Genomic DNA, 18,821 nt, shown 5'->3' with positions numbered 1-18,821 from the left:
CGATGGAGTACCACCCGCAGCCGACCGCCGGCGAGGCCAGGCCCTGGGCCTTCCCCGCGCCCGAGCGCGGCGCCCTGCCCAACGGGCTGACCGTGCTGCGCTGCCACCGGCCCGGCCAGCAGGTCGTCGCCGTGGAGATCTTCCTCGACGCCCCGCTGGACGCGGAGCCCGAGGGACTGGACGGTGTGGCCACGATCATGGCGCGCGCGCTGTCCGAGGGCACGGACAAGCACTCCGCGGAGGAGTTCGCCGCCGAACTGGAGCGGTGCGGCGCCACGCTGGACGCCCACGCGGACCACCCGGGTGTCCGCGTCTCCCTGGAGGTACCGGTCTCCCGGCTGACCAAGGCCCTCGGCCTGGTCGCAGAGGCTCTGCGGGCCCCGGCCTTCGCGGAGAGCGAGATCGAGCGCCTGGTGGGCAACCGCCTCGACGAGATCCCGCACGAGCAGGCCAACCCGGCCCGGCGCGCGGCCAAGCAGCTCTCCAAGGAGCTCTTCCCCGCCACCGCACGGATGTCACGCCCGCGCCAGGGCACCGAGGAGACGGTCCGGCGCATCGACGCCGCCGCCGTACGCGCCTTCTACGACGCCCATGTGCGCCCGTCCACGGCGACGGCGGTCGTCGTCGGCGACCTCACCGACGTGGACCTGGACGCGCTGCTCTCCGACACCGTCGGTGACTGGTCGGGCAATGCCGGCCAGGCCCGGCCCGTGCCTCCGATCACCGCGGACGACACCGGCCGTGTGGTCATCGTGGACCGTCCGGGAGCCGTGCAGACGCAGCTGCTGATCGGCCGGATCGGCGCGGACCGGCACGACAGCGTGTGGCCCGCCCAGGTCCTCGGCACGTACTGCCTGGGAGGCACTCTGACCTCCCGGCTGGACCGCGTGCTGCGTGAGGAGAAGGGCTACACCTACGGCGTCCGGGCCTTCGGACAGGTGCTGCGCTCGACGGCGCCCGGTTCCTCGTCCGGGGCGGCGGGTGCCGCGATGCTCGCCATCAGCGGCTCCGTCGACACCGAGTCCACCGGTCCCGCGCTGGACGACCTCTGGAAGGTCCTGCGCACCCTCGCGGCCGAGGGGCTCACCGACGCCGAGCGGGAGACCGCCGTGCAGAACCTCGTGGGCGTCGCCCCGCTCAAGTACGAGACGGCGGCGTCCGTCGCGGGCACCCTGGCCGACCAGGTGGAGCAGCACCTCCCGGACGACTACCAGGCGAAGCTGTACGCACGCCTGGCCGACACCGGCACGGTCGAGGCGACCGCCGCCGTGGTCAACGCGTTCCCGGTCGACCGGCTGGTCACCGTCCTGGTCGGGGACGCCGCTCAGATCAAGGAGCCCGTGGAGGCGCTCGGTATCGGTGAGGTGTCGGTCGTCAGCGGCTGAAAGAACCGGACATGACGGACCCCGGCGGCTGTACTTCCGCCGGGGTTCCGTCATTTGTCCGTATTGCAGAGAAGGTAGCAATTCGTCCTGTGGGATGTGCGACAAAAGGCCCTTTCCGTTTGGCGGGGGAAAGTCTCCCGATCTAGCGTCGGCGCGGCTGTCCGCCGGACGATTGCCGCGCCCGCGGCGCCGGACAGCCATCGCCGAGTCCCCGTCAGGCGCGAGCCTGGGGAGCCGGGGACCCATGAAGTCCCTGGGGTGAATCGGATCCCTGTACCTCGTCGGAGGCTCAGGGGCCCGTAGGAGACCTTCCTGCTCCGAACCCGTCAGCTAACCCGGTAGGCGAGAAGGAAGGAAAGGACCAGCCCCTCCATGGCGTTCATCCGTGCCACCGGGAAGCACCGTGCCCCGAGCCGCCTGACGCGCAAGAGTGCCAGGGTCGCCGGCGTCGCCGCCCTGGCCACCACCGGCGTACTCGGTGCCACGGCCTCCCCGGCCCTCGCCGCGGACTCCGAGGTCACCGCGGGCAGCACCGGCCTGACCCAGACGGTCGCCCTCGACACCACCCTCGCCGCCCAGATCGAGGCTCAGGCGAAGGCCCAGAAGCACCAGGCCGACGTCGCCGCGAAGGCCGCGGCCGAAGCGAAGGCCAAGGCGAAGGCGAAGGCCGAGGCCAAGCGCAAGGCGGAGGCCCGCGCCAAGGAGGCCCGCGAGGAGAAGGCGCGCGCCGCCCGCGCCGCCGAGCGCGCCCGGCTCAACGCCTTCCACCTCCCGGTCGCCGGTTCCCACGTCACCACCGGCTACAAGTCCGGTGGCGCGCTCTGGTCCTCCGGCTCCCACTCCGGCGTGGACTTCCAGGCCGCGTCCGGCACCTCGGTCGTCGCGGTCGGCGCCGGTACGGTCGTCGAGGCCGGCTGGGGTGGCGCCTACGGCAACAACATCGTGCTCAGGATGAAGGACGGCACGTACACCCAGTACGGCCACCTCTCCTCGATCGGCGTCTCCGTCGGCCAGAGCGTCGGCTCCGGCGAGCAGATCGGCCTCTCCGGCTCGACAGGCAACTCCACCGGGCCGCATCTGCACTTCGAGGCCCGGACGACCCCCGAGTACGGCTCGGACATGGACCCCGTCGCCTACCTCCGCGCCCACGGCGTCCAGGTCTGACCCCACGCAGCACCGCGATCTCCGACGAAGGCCCCGGCACCCGCCGGGGCCTTCGCCGTGCCCCGGGGCAGATGCGTGCCATAGCCCCCGCGGAAGTGCTCCCTGGCCAAAAGATATCCATGGATTCCACCCCGCCATCGGAAATTCCGGCCGGTTGCAATAGAGTCACAGAACAGGCGTCGATCGGCCGCGTTTCGCGGGGATTAAGGCGGAGGTTCGGACATGCGCATTCCCGCGCATTCGGTATGCACGGCAATCCGTGACGACATCGTCTCCGGTGTCTTCGAACGCGGCAGCCGCCTCACCGAAGAGGTGCTCGCGCGTCGATACGGCGTCTCCCGCGTCCCGGTACGCGAGGCGCTGCGCACCCTGGAGTCCGAAGGGTTCGTCGTCACCCGCCGGCACGCGGGTGCCTGTGTCGCCGAGCCCACCGAGCAGGAGGCGGCCGACCTCCTGGAGATACGCATGCTCCTGGAGCCCCTCGGGGCCGCGCGCGCGGCGCAGCGCCGCACCGAGGCGCATCTCAAGGTGCTCCGCGGCCTGGTCAGGCTGGGCCAGGAGCGGGTGCGCCGGGGCGAGGGGGAGGACCTGCGCTCCCTGGGGGGCTGGTTCCACGAGACGCTGGCGCAGGCCTCGGGGAGCCCCGCGCTGATCGCTCTGCTCACCCAGCTCCGGCACAAGATCGCCTGGATGTACGCGGTCGAGCAGCCGGTCCGCCCCGCGGACTCCTGGGCCGAGCACGGCGCTCTTGTCGACGCCGTCGCCCGCCGCGACGCGGAGCGGGCCAGGGCGCTCGCCATCCAGCACGCCGAGCGGGCGACAGCGGCCCACCGACTGCGGCTCGCGCCGGGGCACACGCCCGGCCAGGCCCGGGTGAGGACTTCGCAACACCCCGTAAACATCGGGGGAGTCCGTCATTAACAATTGCGCCGTATACAAAGAGAGTAATTATCGGAGGGCTTTCTTTTTGCTGCCCTGATCCATTCTTTCCGGAGCTCTGTCCGCTCCGCTTCGGGAAACGGAAAAGCCGCGGCTCCCGGTCGGGGGTGCCGCGGCTTTTCGCAGAAAAAAATCCGGTTCGAAGTGGCCGGAATCAGACGGTCTCCGGGAGCTCCTCGAGCCCTTCGGCGACCAGCTTGGCCAGACGGTCCAGGGCGGCCTCGGCGTTGTCCGCCTCGGATGCGAGCACGATCTCCTCGCCGCCCTGGGCGCCCAGGCCGAGCACCGCGAGCATGGAGGCGGCGTTCACCGGGTTGCCGTCGGCCTTGGAGATCGTCACGGGGACGCCGGAGGCCGTGGCGGCACGGACGAAGATGGAAGCGGGGCGGGCGTGCAGGCCCTCGGCCCAACCGACGTTGACGCGGCGCTCAGCCATGGTTCTGCCCTTCACGTAACAATGGGTTGTCTAGACCAGTCTCTCATGCAGTGCGCGCTGCCGTGCCCGGCACCGTCACCGGCCTGCCCGCCGTCCGCCGGCACCCCCAGCGTGCCCCTGTCGAGATCCCGCCGCTACCGGTGCCACGAGCCGTAGGCTTTGCCCATGGAGCCCACTCCGGAGCAGAGTCCGCATCACGCGTACCCCGACCACTGGGAGGCGGACGTGGTACTCCGCGACGGTGGCACCGCGCGGATCAGGCCCATCACCACGGACGATGCCGAGCGGCTGGTCAGCTTCTACGAGCAGGTGTCCGACGAATCGAAGTACTACCGCTTCTTCGCCCCGTATCCGCGTCTCTCCGCCCGTGACGTGCACCGCTTCACCCATCACGACTACGTCGACCGGGTGGGACTGGCCGTCACGATCGGCGGCGAGTTCATCGCCACCGTCCGCTTCGACCGGATCAACGAGCAGGGCAGGCCCGCCTCGGCCCCCGCCGACGAGGCGGAGGTCGCCTTCCTCGTGCAGGACGCCCACCAGGGCCGCGGCGTGGCGTCCGCCCTCCTCGAACACATCGCGGCGGTGGCCAGGGAGCGGGGGATCCGCCGTTTCGCCGCAGAGGTGCTGCCCGCCAACAACAAGATGATCAAGGTGTTCCGGGACGCCGGCTTCACCCAGCAGCGCAGCTTCGAGGACGGCTCCGTCCATCTCACCCTCGATCTGGAGCCCACGGCCGAGTCCCTCGCCGTCCAGCGCGCCCGTGAGCAGCGGGCCGAGGCGCGCTCCGTGCAGCGCCTGCTGGCCCCCGGCTCCGTCGCGGTCATCGGCGTCGGCCGCGCGCCCGGCGGTGTGGGCCGGACCGTGCTGCGCAACCTCCTGGGCTCGGGCTTCACCGGGCGCACGTACGCCGTGAACACCTCCTTCGCCGCCGATACGGGAACGGTCGACGGGGTGCCCGCGCACCGCTCGGTGGGCGAGACCGGCGAGCGGGTCGATCTCGCGGTCGTCGCCGTTCCGGCCGACCGGGTGCCCGAGGTCGTGGCCGACTGCGGCGAGAACGGCGTCCAGGGCCTCGTCGTCCTCTCCGCCGGTTACGCCGAGCGAGGCACCGAAGGCCGGGAACGGCAGCGGGAACTGGTCCGGCAGGCACGCTCCTACGGCATGCGGATCATCGGCCCGAACGCCTTCGGCATCATCAACACGTCCGGCACGGTCCGCCTCAACGCCTCCCTCGACCCCGAGTCGCCCCAGGCCGGGCGCATCGGGCTCTTCACCCAGTCCGGCGCCATCGGCATCGCCGTCCTGTCCGGTCTCCACCGCAGGGGCGCCGGGCTGTCGGCCTTCATCTCCGCGGGCAACCGCGCCGATGTCTCCGGCAACGACTTCCTTCAGTACTGGTACGAGGACCAGGACACCGATGTCGCCCTGCTGTACCTCGAATCACTGGGCAACCCGCGCAAGTTCACCCGGCTCGCCCGCCGGACGGCCGCCGTGAAGCCGGTGGTCGTGGTGAAGGGCGCCCGGCACAGCGGATCCAATCCGCCGGGCCACGCGGTGCCCGTCAGCCGTATCCCCGACGCGACGGTCTCCGCGCTGATGCGCCAGGCGGGCGTGATCCGCGTCGACACCGTGACGGAGATGGTCGACGTCGGTCTCCTCCTCGCCGGCCAGCCCCTGCCGGACGGCCCCCGCGTGGCGATCCTGGGCAACTCGGAGTCGCTCGGCCTCCTCGCCTACGACGCCTGCATGGCGGAAGGGCTCCGCCCGCGCCCGCCCCGCGACCTCACCACGGTCGCGAGCCCGCAGGACTTCCGGGACGCGCTGGCCGAGGCCCTCGCCGACCGGACGTGCGACGCCGTGATCGTGACCGCGATCCCCTGGGTGGGGGAGAACGGCGAGGCGGAGACCGGTGACGGCGAGGTCCTGGCCGCCGCCCTGCGCGAGGCGGCGGCCCACGGCCCCGCCAAGCCCGTGGCCGTGGTGCACGTGGAGATGGGCGGCCTGGCGCAGGCCCTCGCCGCCGCCACGAGCACGGCCGCCCCGCGCGCGACCCGGCGGCCGGCCGGCCCCGCGGCAGCCCCGAGCCCGCCCGCCCCCGCCCCCCCGGCGGACGAGACAGGCGCCCCGGTGCCGACCGCGCCCGACAGGAGTACGGGCGGCTCCTGCGCCGCCGGGCGCATCCCCGCCTACCCCGCCGCCGAGCGAGCAGTCCGCGCGCTCGCCGAGGCGGTGAAGTACGCCCAGTGGCGGCGCCAGGCGGCCGCCCCCGGCAGGGTGCCCGAATTCCTGGACGACACCATCGACGAGCACGGGACCGCCGCGCTGATCGAGACGCTGCTCGGCCCGAGCCCCGGCCCGCGCGGCCGTCCGCTGACCCATGACGAGGCCCGCGAGCTGCTCGCCCGCTACGGCGTCACCGTACGGCCCGCGCTCCCCGCCCCCGATCGGGAGGCAGCCGTCGCCGCCGCCGAGAAGATCGGCTACCCGGTGGCCCTCAAGACCACCGCCCCCCATCTCCGGCACCGCGCCGACCTCGGTGGTGTCCGGCTCGATCTCGCCGGGGAGGACGCGCTGCGCCGGGCGTACGACGAACTGACCGATCTGCTGGGCACGCCCGCCGAACTCCGGCCCGTCGTCCAGGCCATGGCGCCCAGGGGTGTCGACACCGTCGTCAGGGCGTCCATCGACGCTGCCGCCGGTGCGGTCCTCTCCTTCGGCCTGGCCGGCGCGCCCTCCGAGCTCCTGGGCGACACGGCCCACCGTCTCGTCCCCGCCACCGACCGCGACGCGGCCGAGCTGATCCGCTCCATCAAGGCGGCTCCGGTGCTGTTCGGCTGGCGCGGGTCCGCTCCGGCGGACACCGGGGCGCTCGAAGAGCTCCTGCTGCGGGTGTCCCGGCTGGTCGACGACCACCCCGAGGTGGTTTCGGTCGCCCTGGAACCCGTCGTCGTCGCCACGCACGGCCTGACGGTGCTCGGAGCGAGCGTCCGGCTCGCCCCGCCCCCCGCCCGCAGCGACCTCGGCCCCCGCCGGCTCCCCAGCTACTGAACGCCCACGGACCCCCGCACAGCGTCCCCGGCAGTCACCGGCCCCCCGTAGGATGGTTCCCATGGCAAAGACCGGTACGACGACCCAGGGGCTGCGCGCGGCGATCGAGCGCAGCGGCTACTACCCGGCCCTCGTGGCCGAGGCGGTGGAGGCCGCCGTCGGCGGGGAGCCGGTCGCTTCGTACCTGGTGCACCAGGAGACCACCTTCGACTCCAACGAGGTCCGGCGCCATGTCACGGTCCTCGTCCTGACGGACACGCGCTTCATCGTGAGCCACACCGACGAGCAGGCCGCCGACACCAGCTCCCCGACGCCGTACGCCACGACGTCCACCGAGTCGGTCAAGCTCGACCGGATCTCGTCCGTCGTGGTCAGCCGCGTCGTCGCCAACCCCGAGAAGTACGTGCCCGGCACGCTGCCCCGCGAGGTCGTCCTGACCATCGGATGGGGCGCCGTCTCCCGCATCGACCTGGAGCCCGCGGCCTGCGGCGACCCCAACTGCGAGGCCGACCACGGTTACACCGGCAGCTCCACCGCCGACGACCTGAGCCTCCGTGTCAGCGAGGCCGGGGACGGCCCGGACACCGTGCGCCAGACCCTCGCCTTCGCCCAGTCCCTCTCCGAGGCCACGGCCGCGACCGCGGCGGCCCCGCGCTGATGGTCCAGCCCGCATGGCAGGACCCCGTCCTGCTCGCCCCCGAGAGCGCGCCCGTACCCGAATACGGAACCGGCTCGCTCGCGGACCTGCTGCCGACGCTGGTCGCGGGACAGGGCGTGCCCGGCTTCGAGGCGACGATCCCGGAGCTCACCCCCGCCGACCGTAACTGCGTCTTCCTGATCGACGGACTCGGCTGGGAGCAGATCAAGGCCCACCCGGACGAGGCCCCCTTCCTGCACTCGCTGCTCCCCACCTCCCGCGGTGGCACCGGCCGGCCGGTCACATCGGGCTTCCCGTCCACCACGGCGACCTCGCTCGCCTCCGTCGGTACGGGCCTGCCCCCGGGTGAGCACGGCCTGCCCGGCTACACGGTCCGCAACCCGGCGACGGGCGCGCTCATGAACCAGCTCCGCTGGAAGCCGTGGACCGACCTCAAGGCCTGGCAGCCGCACCCCACCGTCTTCAAGCTCGCCGACGCCGCCGGAGTGCGCACGGCTCAGGTCTCCGCCCCCGGCTTCGAGCAGACGCCCCTGACCAAGGTCGCGCTCAGCGGTGGTTCCTTCCTCGGCCGGCTCACCGGCGAGGACCGGATGGACCTCGCGGCGGAGCGGCTCGCCGCAGGCGACAGGTCCCTCGTCTACACGTACTACAGCGAGGTCGACGGCCAAGGGCACCGCTTCGGCGTCGACTCCGACGCCTGGCGCGGCCAGCTGATGTACGTCGACGGACTCTCCCGGCGCCTCGCCGAGCAGCTTCCGCCCCGCTCGGCGCTGTACATCACCGCCGACCACGGCATGATCGACATCCCGTTCGACGAGCACTCCCGGATCGACTTCGACGAGGACTGGGAGCTGAGCGCCGGAGTCGCCCTGCTGGGCGGCGAGGGCCGGGCCCGTCATGTGTACGCGGTGCCCGGGGCCGAGGCGGACGTGCTGACCGTCTGGCGCGAGGTGCTCGGCGAGCAGTTCTGGGTGGCGAGCCGTGAGGAGGCCGTCGCGGCGGGCTGGTTCGGCCCGCGGATCGACGAGCGGGTCCACGGCAGGATCGGCGACGTGGTGGCCGCCGCCCACGACGACGTGGTGATCACTGCCTCGGTCAAGGAGCCCCACGAGTCCGCGATGGTGGGGATGCACGGTTCGCTGACCCCCGTGGAACAGCTGGTTCCGCTCCTCGAAGTACGCTCGTAGCCGACCTCTTCCTTCCCCCGCACCCGCACACTCCTCCGAAAGGCGCGCCCCCTCTCATGCCCGAGCTCGTGTTCTTCTCCGGGACGATGGATTGCGGAAAGAGCACCCTGGCTCTCCAGATCGGCCACAACAGGTCGGCGCGCGGCCTGCGGGGAGTGATCTTCACCCGGGACGACCGGGCGGGGGAGGGGAAGCTGTCGTCGCGGCTCGGACTGGTGACGGAGGCGGTCGAGGCTTCCCCGGGCATGGATCTGTACGGCTATCTCGTGAGCCGGATGTCGAAGGGCGACAAGGTCGACCATGTGATCGTGGACGAGGCCCAGTTCCTCGCCCCCGAGCAGATCGACCAACTGGCCCGTGTCGTCGACGACCTCGGCCTCGACGTGTTCGCGTTCGGCATCACCACGGACTTCCGCACCAAGCTCTTCCCCGGTTCGCAGCGGCTGATCGAGCTGGCGGACCGGATAGAGACGCTGCAGGTCGAGGCCCTGTGCTGGTGCGGTGCCCGTGCCACGCACAACGCCCGGACGGCCGGCGGGGTGATGGTGGTCGAGGGGGAGCAGGTCGTGGTCGGGGACGTCGACCAGCCCGCCACGGACGTGGGCTACGAGGTCCTCTGCCGCCGTCACCACCGCCGCCACATGACGAGTGCCGCCGCCCACGCGGGTGTGCTGTCGCCCGACGTCCTGCCGGTCGCTTCCGCCTGACTGTCCGCCCCTGGCTTCCGCCGGGGGCCCGCTCCCGGCCGGCGGCTGCCCGATCCCGCGCCGTACCGTGAACTCCACGTGCAGGGGAGCCGTTTCACCGCCGGTCCCGGGTAACTTCGACCGGATCCCCGACGACATCGAGCAGCGCGCCTCGCCGACACGGACACCGTGCTGCTCGACCCCTGCACCGGTGACCCGGACGAGGCCCTCCGGCCCGAGGCGGCATGGCAGGCGCTGGCCGCCGTCGCCGCGCGCCGGTCCCACCGATACCCCACAGAGACGGAGTAACAGTGGCACTCAACGACCACGACCTTCCCGGGAGCGACCCCGATCGCGCCGCCGCTGTCACCGAAGCCGACCTGACACATCTGCGCCGCTGCGTCGAACTGGCGGCTGAGGCGGTGGCCGCCGGTGACGGGCCGTTCGGCTCCGTGCTGGTCGACGCGGACGGCAAGGTCCTGGCGGAGGACCGCAACCGCGAGTCCACCACCGGCGACCCGACCATGCACCCGGAGTTCGAACTCGCGCGGTGGGCGGCGAACCACCTGAGTCCCGAGGAACGGGCCACGGCGACCGTCTACACATCGGGTGAGCACTGCCCGATGTGCGCCGCTGCGCACGGGTGGGTCGGACTGGGCCGCATCGTGTACGCGAGCTCGTCCCGGCAGGCCCGCGACTGGAAGGCCGAGTGGGGTGTCCCCGTCACCTCGCCCCTGAGCCCGCTGTCCATCCGGGACGTCGTCCCCGGACTCGAGATCGCCGGCCCTGTGCCTGAACTCGCCGAACAGGTGCGCGCCTTGATGCTCCGTTCCCGTACAGGAGGGGCCGGCGCCACCGGCTGACACCGCAACGGACAGGACAACTGCGAAGGTCCGGGGGGAGCGGCACGCGGTCGCTTCCCCCGAAGGCTGCGTCGAGGCGGGCGTCAGCTGCCGGGCGGCCGCACGATCGTGAACACCGCACCCTCCGGGTCCGCCACCGTGGCCAGCCTGCCGCTGGAGGCCTCACGCGGCGGCTGCAGCACGTGCCCGCCGAGCTCCACGACCCGGGCCGCCGCCTCGTCGGTGTCGGCGACCTGGAAGTACGTCATCCAGTGGGGCCCCCGGTGGCGCGGCAGGGCGTGTCCCACACCGTGCAGGGCGGCCACCGGGCGGCCCTGGAGGTGCAGCGTCTGGTAGTCGAAGTCGGCCGAGACGACCGCCTCGGTCTCGAACCCGAAGACGGCCTGGTAGAACTTGGCGACCGACGCGGTCTCCCGGGTCACCAGCTCGTTCCAGACGGGGGTGCCCGGTGTGCCCGCGAGGGCGGTACCGAGGTGCTCGGCGGCCTGCCAGACACCGAAGACCGCGCCGCTCGGGTCGGACGCGATCAGGAGGCGGCCCGCGTTCCCGGCGTCGAGGGGGCCGACGGCCACCGTCCCGCCGCAGGAGCGGATCGACTCCGCAGTGGCGTCCGCGTCCTCCGTGGCGAGATAGGTCGTCCAGGCGATCGGGAGGTGCTGGCCGGGCGGCAGCTGCCCGATCCCCGCGACCTCCTTGCCGCACAGCAGCGCTCGGACGTAGGGCCCCAGCTGCTCGGGGCCGGGCTGGAACTCCCAGCCGAACAGCCGGCTGTAGAACGCCTGGGTCGCGGTCAGGCCGTGCACGATCAGACTCACCCAGCACGGTGCTCCAGGCGTGCGCCGGGCGGCAGCCTCGGTCATCTTCTTCTCTCTCCTCGTACCATCGGGGTGGCCGTACGGGGGGACGGAGCCTGTGCGGTGCCCAGCGGTACGGATACGGGTGCGTACGCTCCGTGCAGATGCTCGCACCACTGAGCCTTCGAGGCACCCCGGCCGCGCCGCGTTTCCCGGCTTCCGCTCAGGTCGAAGCCCGTTTTGGTGCGATACATCCAATTCGGCACTACGGCGCCAAGGGCGGTCGCCCCTGCGCGAAGATGGCACCCATGAAGCCCATCATCACCGCATCCGAATACCTGAGCGAGTCGGCGGGTCCGCGCCCGCCGGTGCTCCTGGACATCCGCTGGCAGCTCGGCGGACCGAACGGCCGCGCCGACTACGAGGCCGGGCACATCCCGGGCGCGGTGTTCGTCGACCTCGACTCCGAGCTCGCGGGCCCGGCGGGCAGCGGCGGCCGTCACCCTCTGCCGGACCCGGAGGCCTTCGGGGCCGTCATGCGGCGGGCGGGGGTCGGCCAGGAAAGCCCGGTCGTGGTCTACGACGGCGGCCAGGGCTGGGCGGCGGCCCGTGCGTGGTGGCTGCTGCGCTGGACCGGACACGCCGACGTCCGGGTCCTGGACGGCGGCCTCGCCGCATGGACGGGTGAGCTCACCACCGGTATCCCGGAGCCCGCCGAGGGTGACTTCCGGCCCCGGCCGGGCGCGCTCGGCCTTCTCGACGCGGACGCGGCCGCGGAACTGGCCCGCTCCGGTCTGCTGCTCGACGCACGGGCCGCGGAGCGCTACCGCGGGGACGTGGAACCGATCGACCGTGTCGGCGGCCACATCCCCGGCGCGGTGTCGGCACCGACCACGCAGAACGTCGGCGAGGACGGACGCTTCCTGGCCGCCGGAACCCTCGCCTCCCGCTTCTCCGCTCTGGGGGCCGACGGCGACACCCGGGTCGGCGTCTACTGCGGCTCGGGCGTCTCGGGTGCCCATGAGGTACTGGCGCTGGAGCTCGCCGGACACCGGGCCGCCCTGTACGCGGGGTCCTGGTCGGAGTGGTCCTCGGACGAGTCCCGCCCCGTCGCCACCGGGCCGGACCCCGCCTGACACGACCGGGATCCGGGCGGAGTGAGGGCCCGCACGCGGCTGCGTACGGGCCCTCCTCATGCCACGATCACCCGGACCGGTCCTCAGTCCTGCTTCTTCCGGCGCGTGCCGAAGACGATCTCGTCCCAGCTCGGCACCGCCGCCCGGCGGCCCGGACGCACGCCGTCCGCCTCGGCCTGGCGGTCCGTCGTCCCGGTCAGCCTGTCGCGGTGGCCGGCCACCGCGCGGGGCATCAGCACATCGGCGTAGGCGGATCCCGCACCGGCGGACGCCGCCGCGGCCGGGGGCTCGTCGGCCTCGGGCTCCTCCTGCTGTGCGGGCTCGAGGGCCGGCGGCTCGGGCTGTGAAGGCCGCTCCGGGACGACCATGTCGCCACGGAAGCTCGGCACCGCCTCCAGGAGGCTGGTCAGCGAGTCGCGCTCGCCGGCGGACACACCGCTGACGCGCTCCTCCGGCTCCGGTGCGGGGGGAGCGGGACGCTCGATCTGCCGGTCCAGCGCACGGTCCAGCGGCCGGTCGCGCGGCAGCCGCGCGATCCGGGGTACGAACGGGAAGCTCGGCTCCGGAGCCGCGACGTCGTCGGTCTCGCCGATCAGCGAGCGCGCCTCCTCGTCCACGGCCTGCACGAGCCGCCGCGGCGGGTCGTACGTCCAGCTCGCGGAGTGCGGTTCGCCCGCGACGCGGTAGACCAGGAGGACTTCCCAGGTGCCGTCGTCCCGGCGCCAGGAGTCCCACTGGACGGTCTCCCTGTCGGCTCCGCGCAGCAGCAGCCGCTCCTGCACCGCCTCGCCGAGCTGGGGCCCGGTGTTCTCGCCGGGACGGCGCACAGGAGTCTTCCGGGCGCGCTCGGCCATGAACGCGCGCTCCGCGAGCACAGGGCCCTCGAAGCGGCGTACCCGGTCCACCGGAATGCCGGCGAACTGGGCGACCTCCTCGGCGGAGGCGCCGGCGCGTATGCGCGCCTGGATGTCGCGCGGGCGGAGATGGCTCTCCACCTCGATCTCGATCTGGCCGAGCCGGGCGCGGTCATTGCGCACGGCGGCACGCAGCCGCTCATCGATCGGAAGCGTGTACTCCGTGCTGTCCGCAGCCTTGAGCACCAGTCGTGTGCCGTCGTTTGAGACGGCCACGACACGCAGTTCGGGCATGGGAACCTCCCGGGTGGTGCCTGCCGACGTCACGTGCGTCGCTGCTTCCGCTAGTCGAGTGTGACCTGCCCGGGTTCAGCCTGCCACAACCTTGCCAAGTTACCCGGCGTGTCGGGCCTTGGCCCTGGAACGCCACGATGGCACGGTTACCTGTTTACGACGCGGAGTGACCGGTTGGTCGCTCCATGTAGCAGGCGCCCGTGCGATGCCGCGGCGCCGCCGGTTCGGGTGCCGTCCTTCGGCCCCCTCCCGTAGGTTCCGGATACCCGTGTGGGAGTCCGGCCCCAGGGCTCGCCACAGTACTCCATTCGGGCCACGTGGGTGGACCGGCGCGCCGCCGAAGTTCTCACCGGGTACGGGAGTTGGGTTACCCGGATGTCTGCGGTATGCCCTCAATGCGTGGGCTGCTTCACAAAATCTCCAGAATCGGAACTATTTGATTCGCTCAAATGTCCCTTCCTGGTGCAAGGTGGGGTAGTTGTCGAGCAGGGGCTGATCATGGTTCAGAAGCCGCAGAGCGGTGCGGAAGGCAAGGAAAGGCGCATAGATCTGAGCCTCCCGCAGGTTGCGGGCAGTGCCGTCGCGGCGGTCGCGGCGGCGGTGATGGCCTCACAGCTCGGCGTGTACGGAACCATCGCCGGCGCCGGCGTGATGAGCGTGGTGGCCACCTGCGGAGGCTCGGTCTTCCAGCACTTCTTCCGCCGCACCGGCGAACAGATCCGTGAAGTCACCGTCCAGGTGAAGCACCCTGCGGGCCGTCAGGTGACCGTGCACACACGGGAGACGGTCCCCGCCGCGCGGCAGACCCAGGACGACGCGACACGGGCCCTGCGCCGGCCGGAGGACGACGCGACGCGGGTCCTGCGCACGGTGGGGCCCGACGCGGACCGCACCACGGTGCTGCGACAGGTCCGGCCGGGGGAGGCCGGCCCCGGCGGTGCGTCTCCCGGGGGCCCGGCCCTCGGCGATCCATCCCCGGGTGCCCCGCGCCCCGGCGACGCGCTCACGGACGGCTCCTACTCCGACGCCCGTACGCACGGCACCCGCGTCCGCGGCTGGAAGCGTTCGGCCCTCGCGGCCACGGGGGTCTTCGTCCTGTCGATGGCCGGCATCACCGTGTACGAAATGGTCTCCGGGCATGATCTGGGAGGCAACGGACGGACCACCATCGGCACCGTCGTGAGCGGCGAGCGCCACGGGGGGACGACCTCGCCCTCCCCCTCGCCCTCGGACAGCACGGGCCGGAAGGACGAGGGGGACCAGGGGGACGGGAACGCGCCCGGCAGCGGGAGCTCGACGTCGCCCGGCACCGGGCAGGGCGACGGCGGGAGCGCGCAGCCGGACCCCTCGGGCGGCGGCGGTCCGGCCACCGGCCCCGCCCCCACGCCCTCGGCGTCCGGCGGGACCACCACCCCGGGAGCCACCACCCCGGCGGAACCGGGCGACGCCGGAACCACGCCGGCCGCACCGGACCCGACCGGGGCCGACGAAGTCCCGGACCAGCAGGGCGGGGACACGGCCGGGAGCGACACGGCCGGGAGCGACACGGGCCGGTGAACCGGTCCCCGGGTGTGCGCTCCGCCTTCGTTCAGTCCCCGAGCACGCGACGCAGGTAGTCGTTGGCGAACAGCCGGTCCGGGTCGAGGCGGTCGCGTACGGCGGTGAACTCGCCGAACCGCGGATAGCTCCCGGCCAGGTAGCCGGCATCACGGGTGTGGATCTTGCCCCAGTGCGGGCGGCCGTCGTATCCCGTCATGATCCGCTCGACGGCGGTGAAGTACGCCTGGTACGGCGTGCCCCGGTACAGATGCACCGCGATGTACGCGCTCTCCCGGCCCGAGGCCGTGGAGAGCGCGATGTCGTCCGCGGGCGCCGTGCGGACCTCCACCGGGAAGCTGATCCGCAGCGGCGAGCGCTCCACCATCGCCTTGAGCTCACGCAGCGCCTCGACGGCCGCCTCGCGCGGCAGGGCGTACTCCATCTCGACGAAGCGCACCCGCCGCGGGCTGGTGAACACCTTGTACGGGATGTCGGTGTACGTACGGGCCGACAGGGCGCGGCTGGAGATCCTGGCGATGGAGGGGATGGCCCCGGGGACCGCCCGGCCGAGCGAACACGCGACCTGGAAGATGCCGTTGGAGAGGAGCTCGTCCTCGATCCAGCCGCTCACCCGCCCGGGCGGAGCGGTGGGGCCCGCGCTCCGGTTGTTGCGTTTGGTGTTGCAGTTGCCGGTGTGCGGGAACCAGTAGAACTCGAAGTGCTCGTTCTCGGCGACGAGCTGATCGAAATCGGCCGTGACCCGGTCGAAGGTCATCGGCTCCTCGCGAGCCGTCAGCAGGAAGACCGGCTCCACCGCGAAGGTGACCGAGGTGATCACGCCGAGCGCCCCGAGCCCGATCCGGGCCGCCGCGAACACGTCCGGGTGCTCGTCGGCCGAGCAGCACAGCACGGTGCCGTCGGCCGTGACCAGCTCCAGCGCGCGGATCTGCGCGGACACCGACGCCGAGTCGCGGCCGGTGCCGTGGGTGCCGGTCGAGATGGCCCCGGCGACCGTCTGCTCCATGATGTCGCCCATGTTGGTGAGGGAGAGCCCCTCGCGGGCGAGTGCGGCGTTGAGACGCTTCAGCGGTGTGCCCGCCTCGACCGTCACGGTCATCGCCCGGCGGTCGACGCCGCGGATGCCGGTGAGCAGGTCCGGACGTATGAGGACGCCCTCGGTGGCGGCGGTCGCGGTGAACGAATGACCGGTGCCGACCGGCTTGACCGTCAGGCCCTCCTCGGACGCCCTGCGGAGCACGTCGGCGAGCTCGTCGACGGAGGCGGGGGACTCGACGCGTGCGGGCCGGGCGGTGACGTTGCCCGCCCAGTTACGCCACGTGTTCGCCGTCCGTGCGTAGGTGTCGGTCATCTTCCCCGCGCCCTCCCCTAGGAACCGGCTCCGCGAGCCGGCGATACCCCAGGAACGCCACCGCGGCCGCGAGCGCTCCCGCCACGGCGGGCACCGCGTACCCCGCCCCGGCCCCGGAGGCGTCGACCACCCAGCCCGCGGCGGAGGAGCCGAGCGCCACTCCGACGGCGAGTCCGGTGCTGGTCCAGGTCATGCCCTCGGTCAGCTGGGTGCGTGGTACGTGCTGTTCGACGAGGGCCATCGTGGTGACCATCGTCGGTGCGATGGCGAGGCCCGCGACAAAGAGCGCCACGGCCAGGAACGGCAGGCTCCCGGCCAGTTGGAGGGGGATCATACTCACGGCCATCGCGCACACCCCCACCAGCCACCGGGTGGACGGCTTCCCCCGCAGGTGCACCAGGCCGAAGACGGCACCGGCGAGGCAGGACCCCAGGGCGTAGACGGCGAGCACGAGGCTGGCCGCGGCCTTGTGGCCGCGCTCCTCGGCGAAGGCCACGGTCACCACGTCGACCGCTCCGAAGATCGCTCCGGTGGCGACGAAGGCGGTCACCAGCACCTGGAGCCCGGGCGAGCGGAGGGCCGAGCCGCCCGTGTGGTGCTCCTTCGGGTGCGGCCTGGGTTCGGTGGCCCGCTGGGCCGTCAGCCAGAAGACGCCGGTCACGAGGAACACACCCGCGACCAGGGGGCCGGCCTCCGGGAACCACGCGGTGGACAGGCCGATGGAGACGATGGGTCCGAAGATGAAGCACACCTCGTCGACGATCGACTCCCAGGAGTACGCCGTGTGCAGCTGACGGCCGGACCCCCGGTAGATCTCCGCCCACCGGGCCCGGACCATCGAGCCCATGCTGGGCACACAGCCCGCGCCGGCCGCGAAGACGAACAGGGTCCAGTCCGGCAGCCGCTGCTGGGCGCAGACCAGGAGCCCCGCGACCGCCGCCCCCGCGACCAGGGTGACCGGGCGCAGCACACGCCGCTGCCCGTACCTGTCGACCAGCCAGGAGACCTGCGGGCCCATCACGGCCGCAGCCATGGCGAGCGTGGCGGAGAGCGCTCCCGCCAGCCCGTAGCGGCCGGTCATCTGGGAGACCATCGTCACGACGCCGATGCCCATCATGGCCAGCGGCATCCGGCCGAAGAAGCCCGCCGCCGAGAACCCCAGGGTCCCGGGGGCGGCGAAGATGGCGCGGTAGGGGCTGGGCAAGGGACGCTCCGGGAAGCCTGTCAGGTGTATGGATGGCCGATACAGCTTACGGGCGCGGGGTACCCGCCGACGGCGGTTGCCGCACTGTCGGAGGCGGGTGGCAGGATCGGGTGCATGTCCGATCTGCGTGGTCCAGCTCCCTACGACGCCCTGCTGCTGCTCTCCTTCGGCGGTCCCGAAGGCCCCGACGACGTGGTCCCGTTCCTGGCGAACGTGACGCGCGGCCGGGGCATCCCCGAAGAACGGCTCAAGGAGGTCGGCAAGCACTATTTCCTCTTCGGCGGTGTGAGCCCGATCAACGCACAGAACAGGGCGTTGCTGGACGCACTGCGCAAGGACTTCGCGGAACACGGCCTCGAGATCCCGGTGTACTGGGGCAACCGCAACTGGGCTCCGTACCTCACCGACACCCTGCGGGAGATGATCACGGACGGCCACCGCCGGATCGCCGTGCTCGCCACCAGCGCCTACGCCTCGTACTCCGGCTGCCGTCAGTACCGCGAGAATCTGGCCGAGTCGCTGTCCGCGCTGGAGGCGGAAGGGCTCCCGGTGCCCCGGGTGGACAAGCTGCGGCACTACTTCAACCACCCCGGGTTCGTGCGGCCCATGGTGGACGGCGTGCTGGCGTCGCTGGCCGATCTCCCCGAGGACGTCAGGGCGGGGGCGCACCTCGCGTTCAGCACCCACTCCATCCCGGTGTCGGCGGCCGACACCTCCGGGCCGGTGGAGACCCACGGCGACGGGGGCTCCTACGTGGCCGAGCACCTGGAAGTCGCCCGGCTGATCACCGAGGCCGTGCGCGAGGAGACCGGCGTCGAGTACCCGTGGCAGCTCGTCTACCAGTCGCGCAGCGGCGCCCCGCACATCCCGTGGCTGGAGCCCGACATCTGCGACCACCTGGAGGCACTCCACGGCGACGGTGTCCCGGCGGTCGTCATGGCCCCCATCGGCTTCGTGTCGGACCACATGGAAGTGCTGTACGACCTCGACACCGAGGCCACCGCCAAGGCCGCCGAGCTCGGACTGCCCGTGCGCCGCTCCGCGACGGTGGGCGCGGACCCCCGGTTCGCCGCCGCCGTGCGTGAGCTCCTCCTGGAGCGCGCCGCCGCCGAGCAGGACCGCCCGGTCGCGCCGTGCGCCCTGGGGGCGCTCGGCCCCTCCCACGACCTCTGTCCGGTCGGCTGCTGCCCGGCCAGGGTCCCCAAGCCGGCCGCCGCAGGCGCCGACAGCCCGTTCTGACCACCGTCCGCATCCCCGGCCGC

General features: G+C 72.5%; 16 protein-coding genes and 1 riboswitch. Of the genes, 11 read left to right on the top strand and 5 right to left on the bottom strand.

Annotation, left to right across the window (positions count from 1 at the left end):
• Positions 1-2: 2 nt before the first annotated feature.
• From ACIBCU_RS20765 to ACIBCU_RS20755, 3 genes are all read left to right on the top strand, one after another.
• Complete coding sequence (locus tag ACIBCU_RS20765; RefSeq protein ID WP_362940999.1) at positions 3-1,385, top strand: pitrilysin family protein; 1,383 nt, start codon at positions 3-5, stop codon at positions 1,383-1,385.
• Positions 1,386-1,576: 191 nt separating this feature from the next.
• Positions 1,577-1,745, top strand: a riboswitch (cyclic di-AMP (ydaO/yuaA leader).
• 12 nt (positions 1,746-1,757) lie between these two features.
• Positions 1,758-2,549, top strand: coding sequence for a M23 family metallopeptidase (locus tag ACIBCU_RS20760; RefSeq protein ID WP_362940955.1), 792 nt, complete (start codon positions 1,758-1,760; stop codon positions 2,547-2,549).
• 222 nt (positions 2,550-2,771) lie between these two features.
• Positions 2,772-3,470 (top strand): GntR family transcriptional regulator, encoded by a 699-nt coding sequence (locus tag ACIBCU_RS20755; protein WP_399232950.1) that lies wholly within the window; start codon positions 2,772-2,774, stop codon positions 3,468-3,470.
• Positions 3,471-3,642: 172 nt separating this feature from the next.
• On the opposite strand, the gene ACIBCU_RS20750 is transcribed toward ACIBCU_RS20755, so the two are convergent.
• Positions 3,643-3,924 carry an HPr family phosphocarrier protein gene (locus tag ACIBCU_RS20750; protein WP_356710256.1) on the bottom strand — a complete coding sequence of 94 codons (282 nt, stop codon included), beginning with the start codon at positions 3,922-3,924 and terminating at the stop codon, positions 3,643-3,645.
• A 165-nt stretch (positions 3,925-4,089) separates the two neighbouring features.
• Here ACIBCU_RS20750 and ACIBCU_RS20745 point away from each other — a divergent pair, with 165 nt between their 5' ends.
• The 5 genes from ACIBCU_RS20745 (at position 4,090) to ACIBCU_RS20725 (ending at position 10,369) form a co-directional block, all read left to right on the top strand.
• The gene (locus tag ACIBCU_RS20745) at positions 4,090-6,975 is read left to right on the top strand and encodes a GNAT family N-acetyltransferase (RefSeq protein WP_399232947.1); all 2,886 of its coding nucleotides are present in this window, start codon (positions 4,090-4,092) and stop codon (positions 6,973-6,975) included.
• Between the two features lie 61 nt (positions 6,976-7,036).
• Positions 7,037-7,633 carry a DUF5998 family protein gene (locus ACIBCU_RS20740; RefSeq protein ID WP_104789602.1) on the top strand — a complete coding sequence of 199 codons (597 nt, stop codon included), beginning with the start codon at positions 7,037-7,039 and terminating at the stop codon, positions 7,631-7,633.
• Positions 7,633-8,820 carry a nucleotide pyrophosphatase/phosphodiesterase family protein gene (locus tag ACIBCU_RS20735; RefSeq protein ID WP_362941839.1) on the top strand — a complete coding sequence of 396 codons (1,188 nt, stop codon included), beginning with the start codon at positions 7,633-7,635 and terminating at the stop codon, positions 8,818-8,820. Before ACIBCU_RS20740 ends, ACIBCU_RS20735 begins: the two co-directional genes overlap by 1 nt.
• 56 nt (positions 8,821-8,876) lie before the next feature.
• Positions 8,877-9,527 carry a thymidine kinase gene (locus ACIBCU_RS20730; RefSeq protein WP_362941842.1) on the top strand — a complete coding sequence of 217 codons (651 nt, stop codon included), beginning with the start codon at positions 8,877-8,879 and terminating at the stop codon, positions 9,525-9,527.
• A 290-nt stretch (positions 9,528-9,817) separates the two neighbouring features.
• The gene (locus tag ACIBCU_RS20725; RefSeq protein WP_362941845.1) at positions 9,818-10,369 is read left to right on the top strand and encodes a nucleoside deaminase; all 552 of its coding nucleotides are present in this window, start codon (positions 9,818-9,820) and stop codon (positions 10,367-10,369) included.
• Between the two features lie 83 nt (positions 10,370-10,452).
• Here the strand turns inward: ACIBCU_RS20725 and ACIBCU_RS20720 are convergent, their stop codons facing one another.
• A complete protein-coding gene (locus ACIBCU_RS20720) occupies positions 10,453-11,229 on the bottom strand; it encodes a VOC family protein (protein ID WP_399232944.1) in 777 nt (258 codons plus the stop codon).
• A 242-nt stretch (positions 11,230-11,471) separates the two neighbouring features.
• Between ACIBCU_RS20720 and ACIBCU_RS20715 the strand changes: the two genes are divergently transcribed.
• The gene (locus tag ACIBCU_RS20715; RefSeq protein ID WP_399232942.1) at positions 11,472-12,299 is read left to right on the top strand and encodes a sulfurtransferase; all 828 of its coding nucleotides are present in this window, start codon (positions 11,472-11,474) and stop codon (positions 12,297-12,299) included.
• An 83-nt stretch (positions 12,300-12,382) separates the two neighbouring features.
• On the opposite strand, the gene sepH is transcribed toward ACIBCU_RS20715, so the two are convergent.
• Entirely contained in the window at positions 12,383-13,447 is a 1,065-nt protein-coding gene (sepH, locus tag ACIBCU_RS20710) for a septation protein SepH (protein WP_104789620.1), read from the bottom strand.
• A gap of 498 nt (positions 13,448-13,945) precedes the next feature.
• Here sepH and ACIBCU_RS20705 point away from each other — a divergent pair, with 498 nt between their 5' ends.
• On the top strand, positions 13,946-15,004 hold the full coding sequence (locus ACIBCU_RS20705) for a hypothetical protein (RefSeq protein WP_399232940.1): 1,059 nt from the start codon (positions 13,946-13,948) through the stop codon (positions 15,002-15,004).
• 31 nt (positions 15,005-15,035) lie between these two features.
• Here the strand turns inward: ACIBCU_RS20705 and ACIBCU_RS20700 are convergent, their stop codons facing one another.
• On the bottom strand, positions 15,036-16,355 hold the full coding sequence (locus ACIBCU_RS20700) for a D-arabinono-1,4-lactone oxidase (protein WP_362941856.1): 1,320 nt from the start codon (positions 16,353-16,355) through the stop codon (positions 15,036-15,038).
• Complete coding sequence (locus ACIBCU_RS20695) at positions 16,315-17,559, bottom strand: MFS transporter (RefSeq protein WP_399232938.1); 1,245 nt, start codon at positions 17,557-17,559, stop codon at positions 16,315-16,317. Before ACIBCU_RS20695 ends, ACIBCU_RS20700 begins: the two co-directional genes overlap by 41 nt.
• A gap of 114 nt (positions 17,560-17,673) precedes the next feature.
• On the opposite strand from ACIBCU_RS20695, the gene ACIBCU_RS20690 reads away from it, so the two are divergent.
• Positions 17,674-18,798, top strand: a complete 1,125-nt coding sequence (locus ACIBCU_RS20690) for a ferrochelatase (RefSeq protein WP_362941862.1) — start codon at positions 17,674-17,676, stop codon at positions 18,796-18,798.
• The last annotated feature ends 23 nt before the right edge of the window (positions 18,799-18,821 follow it).

The sequence above is a fragment of the Streptomyces sp. NPDC051064 genome, assembly GCF_044455985.1.
In the GTDB taxonomy this organism is placed as follows: Bacteria; Actinomycetota; Actinomycetes; order Streptomycetales; family Streptomycetaceae; genus Streptomyces.
The sequence above is the reverse complement of the archived record's forward strand: the minus strand, read 5'-3'. Positions and strand labels throughout refer to the sequence as shown.

Coding starts and splice junctions, on each gene's coding strand:
- sepH (WP_104789620.1), bottom strand. CDS start 13,447: ATGCCCGAACTGCGTGTCGTGGCCGTCTCAAACGACGGCACACGACTG.
- ACIBCU_RS20730 (WP_362941842.1), top strand. CDS start 8,877: ATGCCCGAGCTCGTGTTCTTCTCCGGGACGATGGATTGCGGAAAGAGC.
- ACIBCU_RS20740 (WP_104789602.1), top strand. CDS start 7,037: ATGGCAAAGACCGGTACGACGACCCAGGGGCTGCGCGCGGCGATCGAG.
- ACIBCU_RS20715 (WP_399232942.1), top strand. CDS start 11,472: ATGAAGCCCATCATCACCGCATCCGAATACCTGAGCGAGTCGGCGGGT.
- ACIBCU_RS20750 (WP_356710256.1), bottom strand. CDS start 3,924: ATGGCTGAGCGCCGCGTCAACGTCGGTTGGGCCGAGGGCCTGCACGCC.
- ACIBCU_RS20745 (WP_399232947.1), top strand. CDS start 4,090: ATGGAGCCCACTCCGGAGCAGAGTCCGCATCACGCGTACCCCGACCAC.
- ACIBCU_RS20765 (WP_362940999.1), top strand. CDS start 3: ATGGAGTACCACCCGCAGCCGACCGCCGGCGAGGCCAGGCCCTGGGCC.
- ACIBCU_RS20700 (WP_362941856.1), bottom strand. CDS start 16,355: ATGACCGACACCTACGCACGGACGGCGAACACGTGGCGTAACTGGGCG.
- ACIBCU_RS20760 (WP_362940955.1), top strand. CDS start 1,758: ATGGCGTTCATCCGTGCCACCGGGAAGCACCGTGCCCCGAGCCGCCTG.
- ACIBCU_RS20705 (WP_399232940.1), top strand. CDS start 13,946: ATGGTTCAGAAGCCGCAGAGCGGTGCGGAAGGCAAGGAAAGGCGCATA.
- ACIBCU_RS20755 (WP_399232950.1), top strand. CDS start 2,772: ATGCGCATTCCCGCGCATTCGGTATGCACGGCAATCCGTGACGACATC.
- ACIBCU_RS20735 (WP_362941839.1), top strand. CDS start 7,633: ATGGTCCAGCCCGCATGGCAGGACCCCGTCCTGCTCGCCCCCGAGAGC.
- ACIBCU_RS20720 (WP_399232944.1), bottom strand. CDS start 11,229: ATGACCGAGGCTGCCGCCCGGCGCACGCCTGGAGCACCGTGCTGGGTG.
- ACIBCU_RS20690 (WP_362941862.1), top strand. CDS start 17,674: ATGTCCGATCTGCGTGGTCCAGCTCCCTACGACGCCCTGCTGCTGCTC.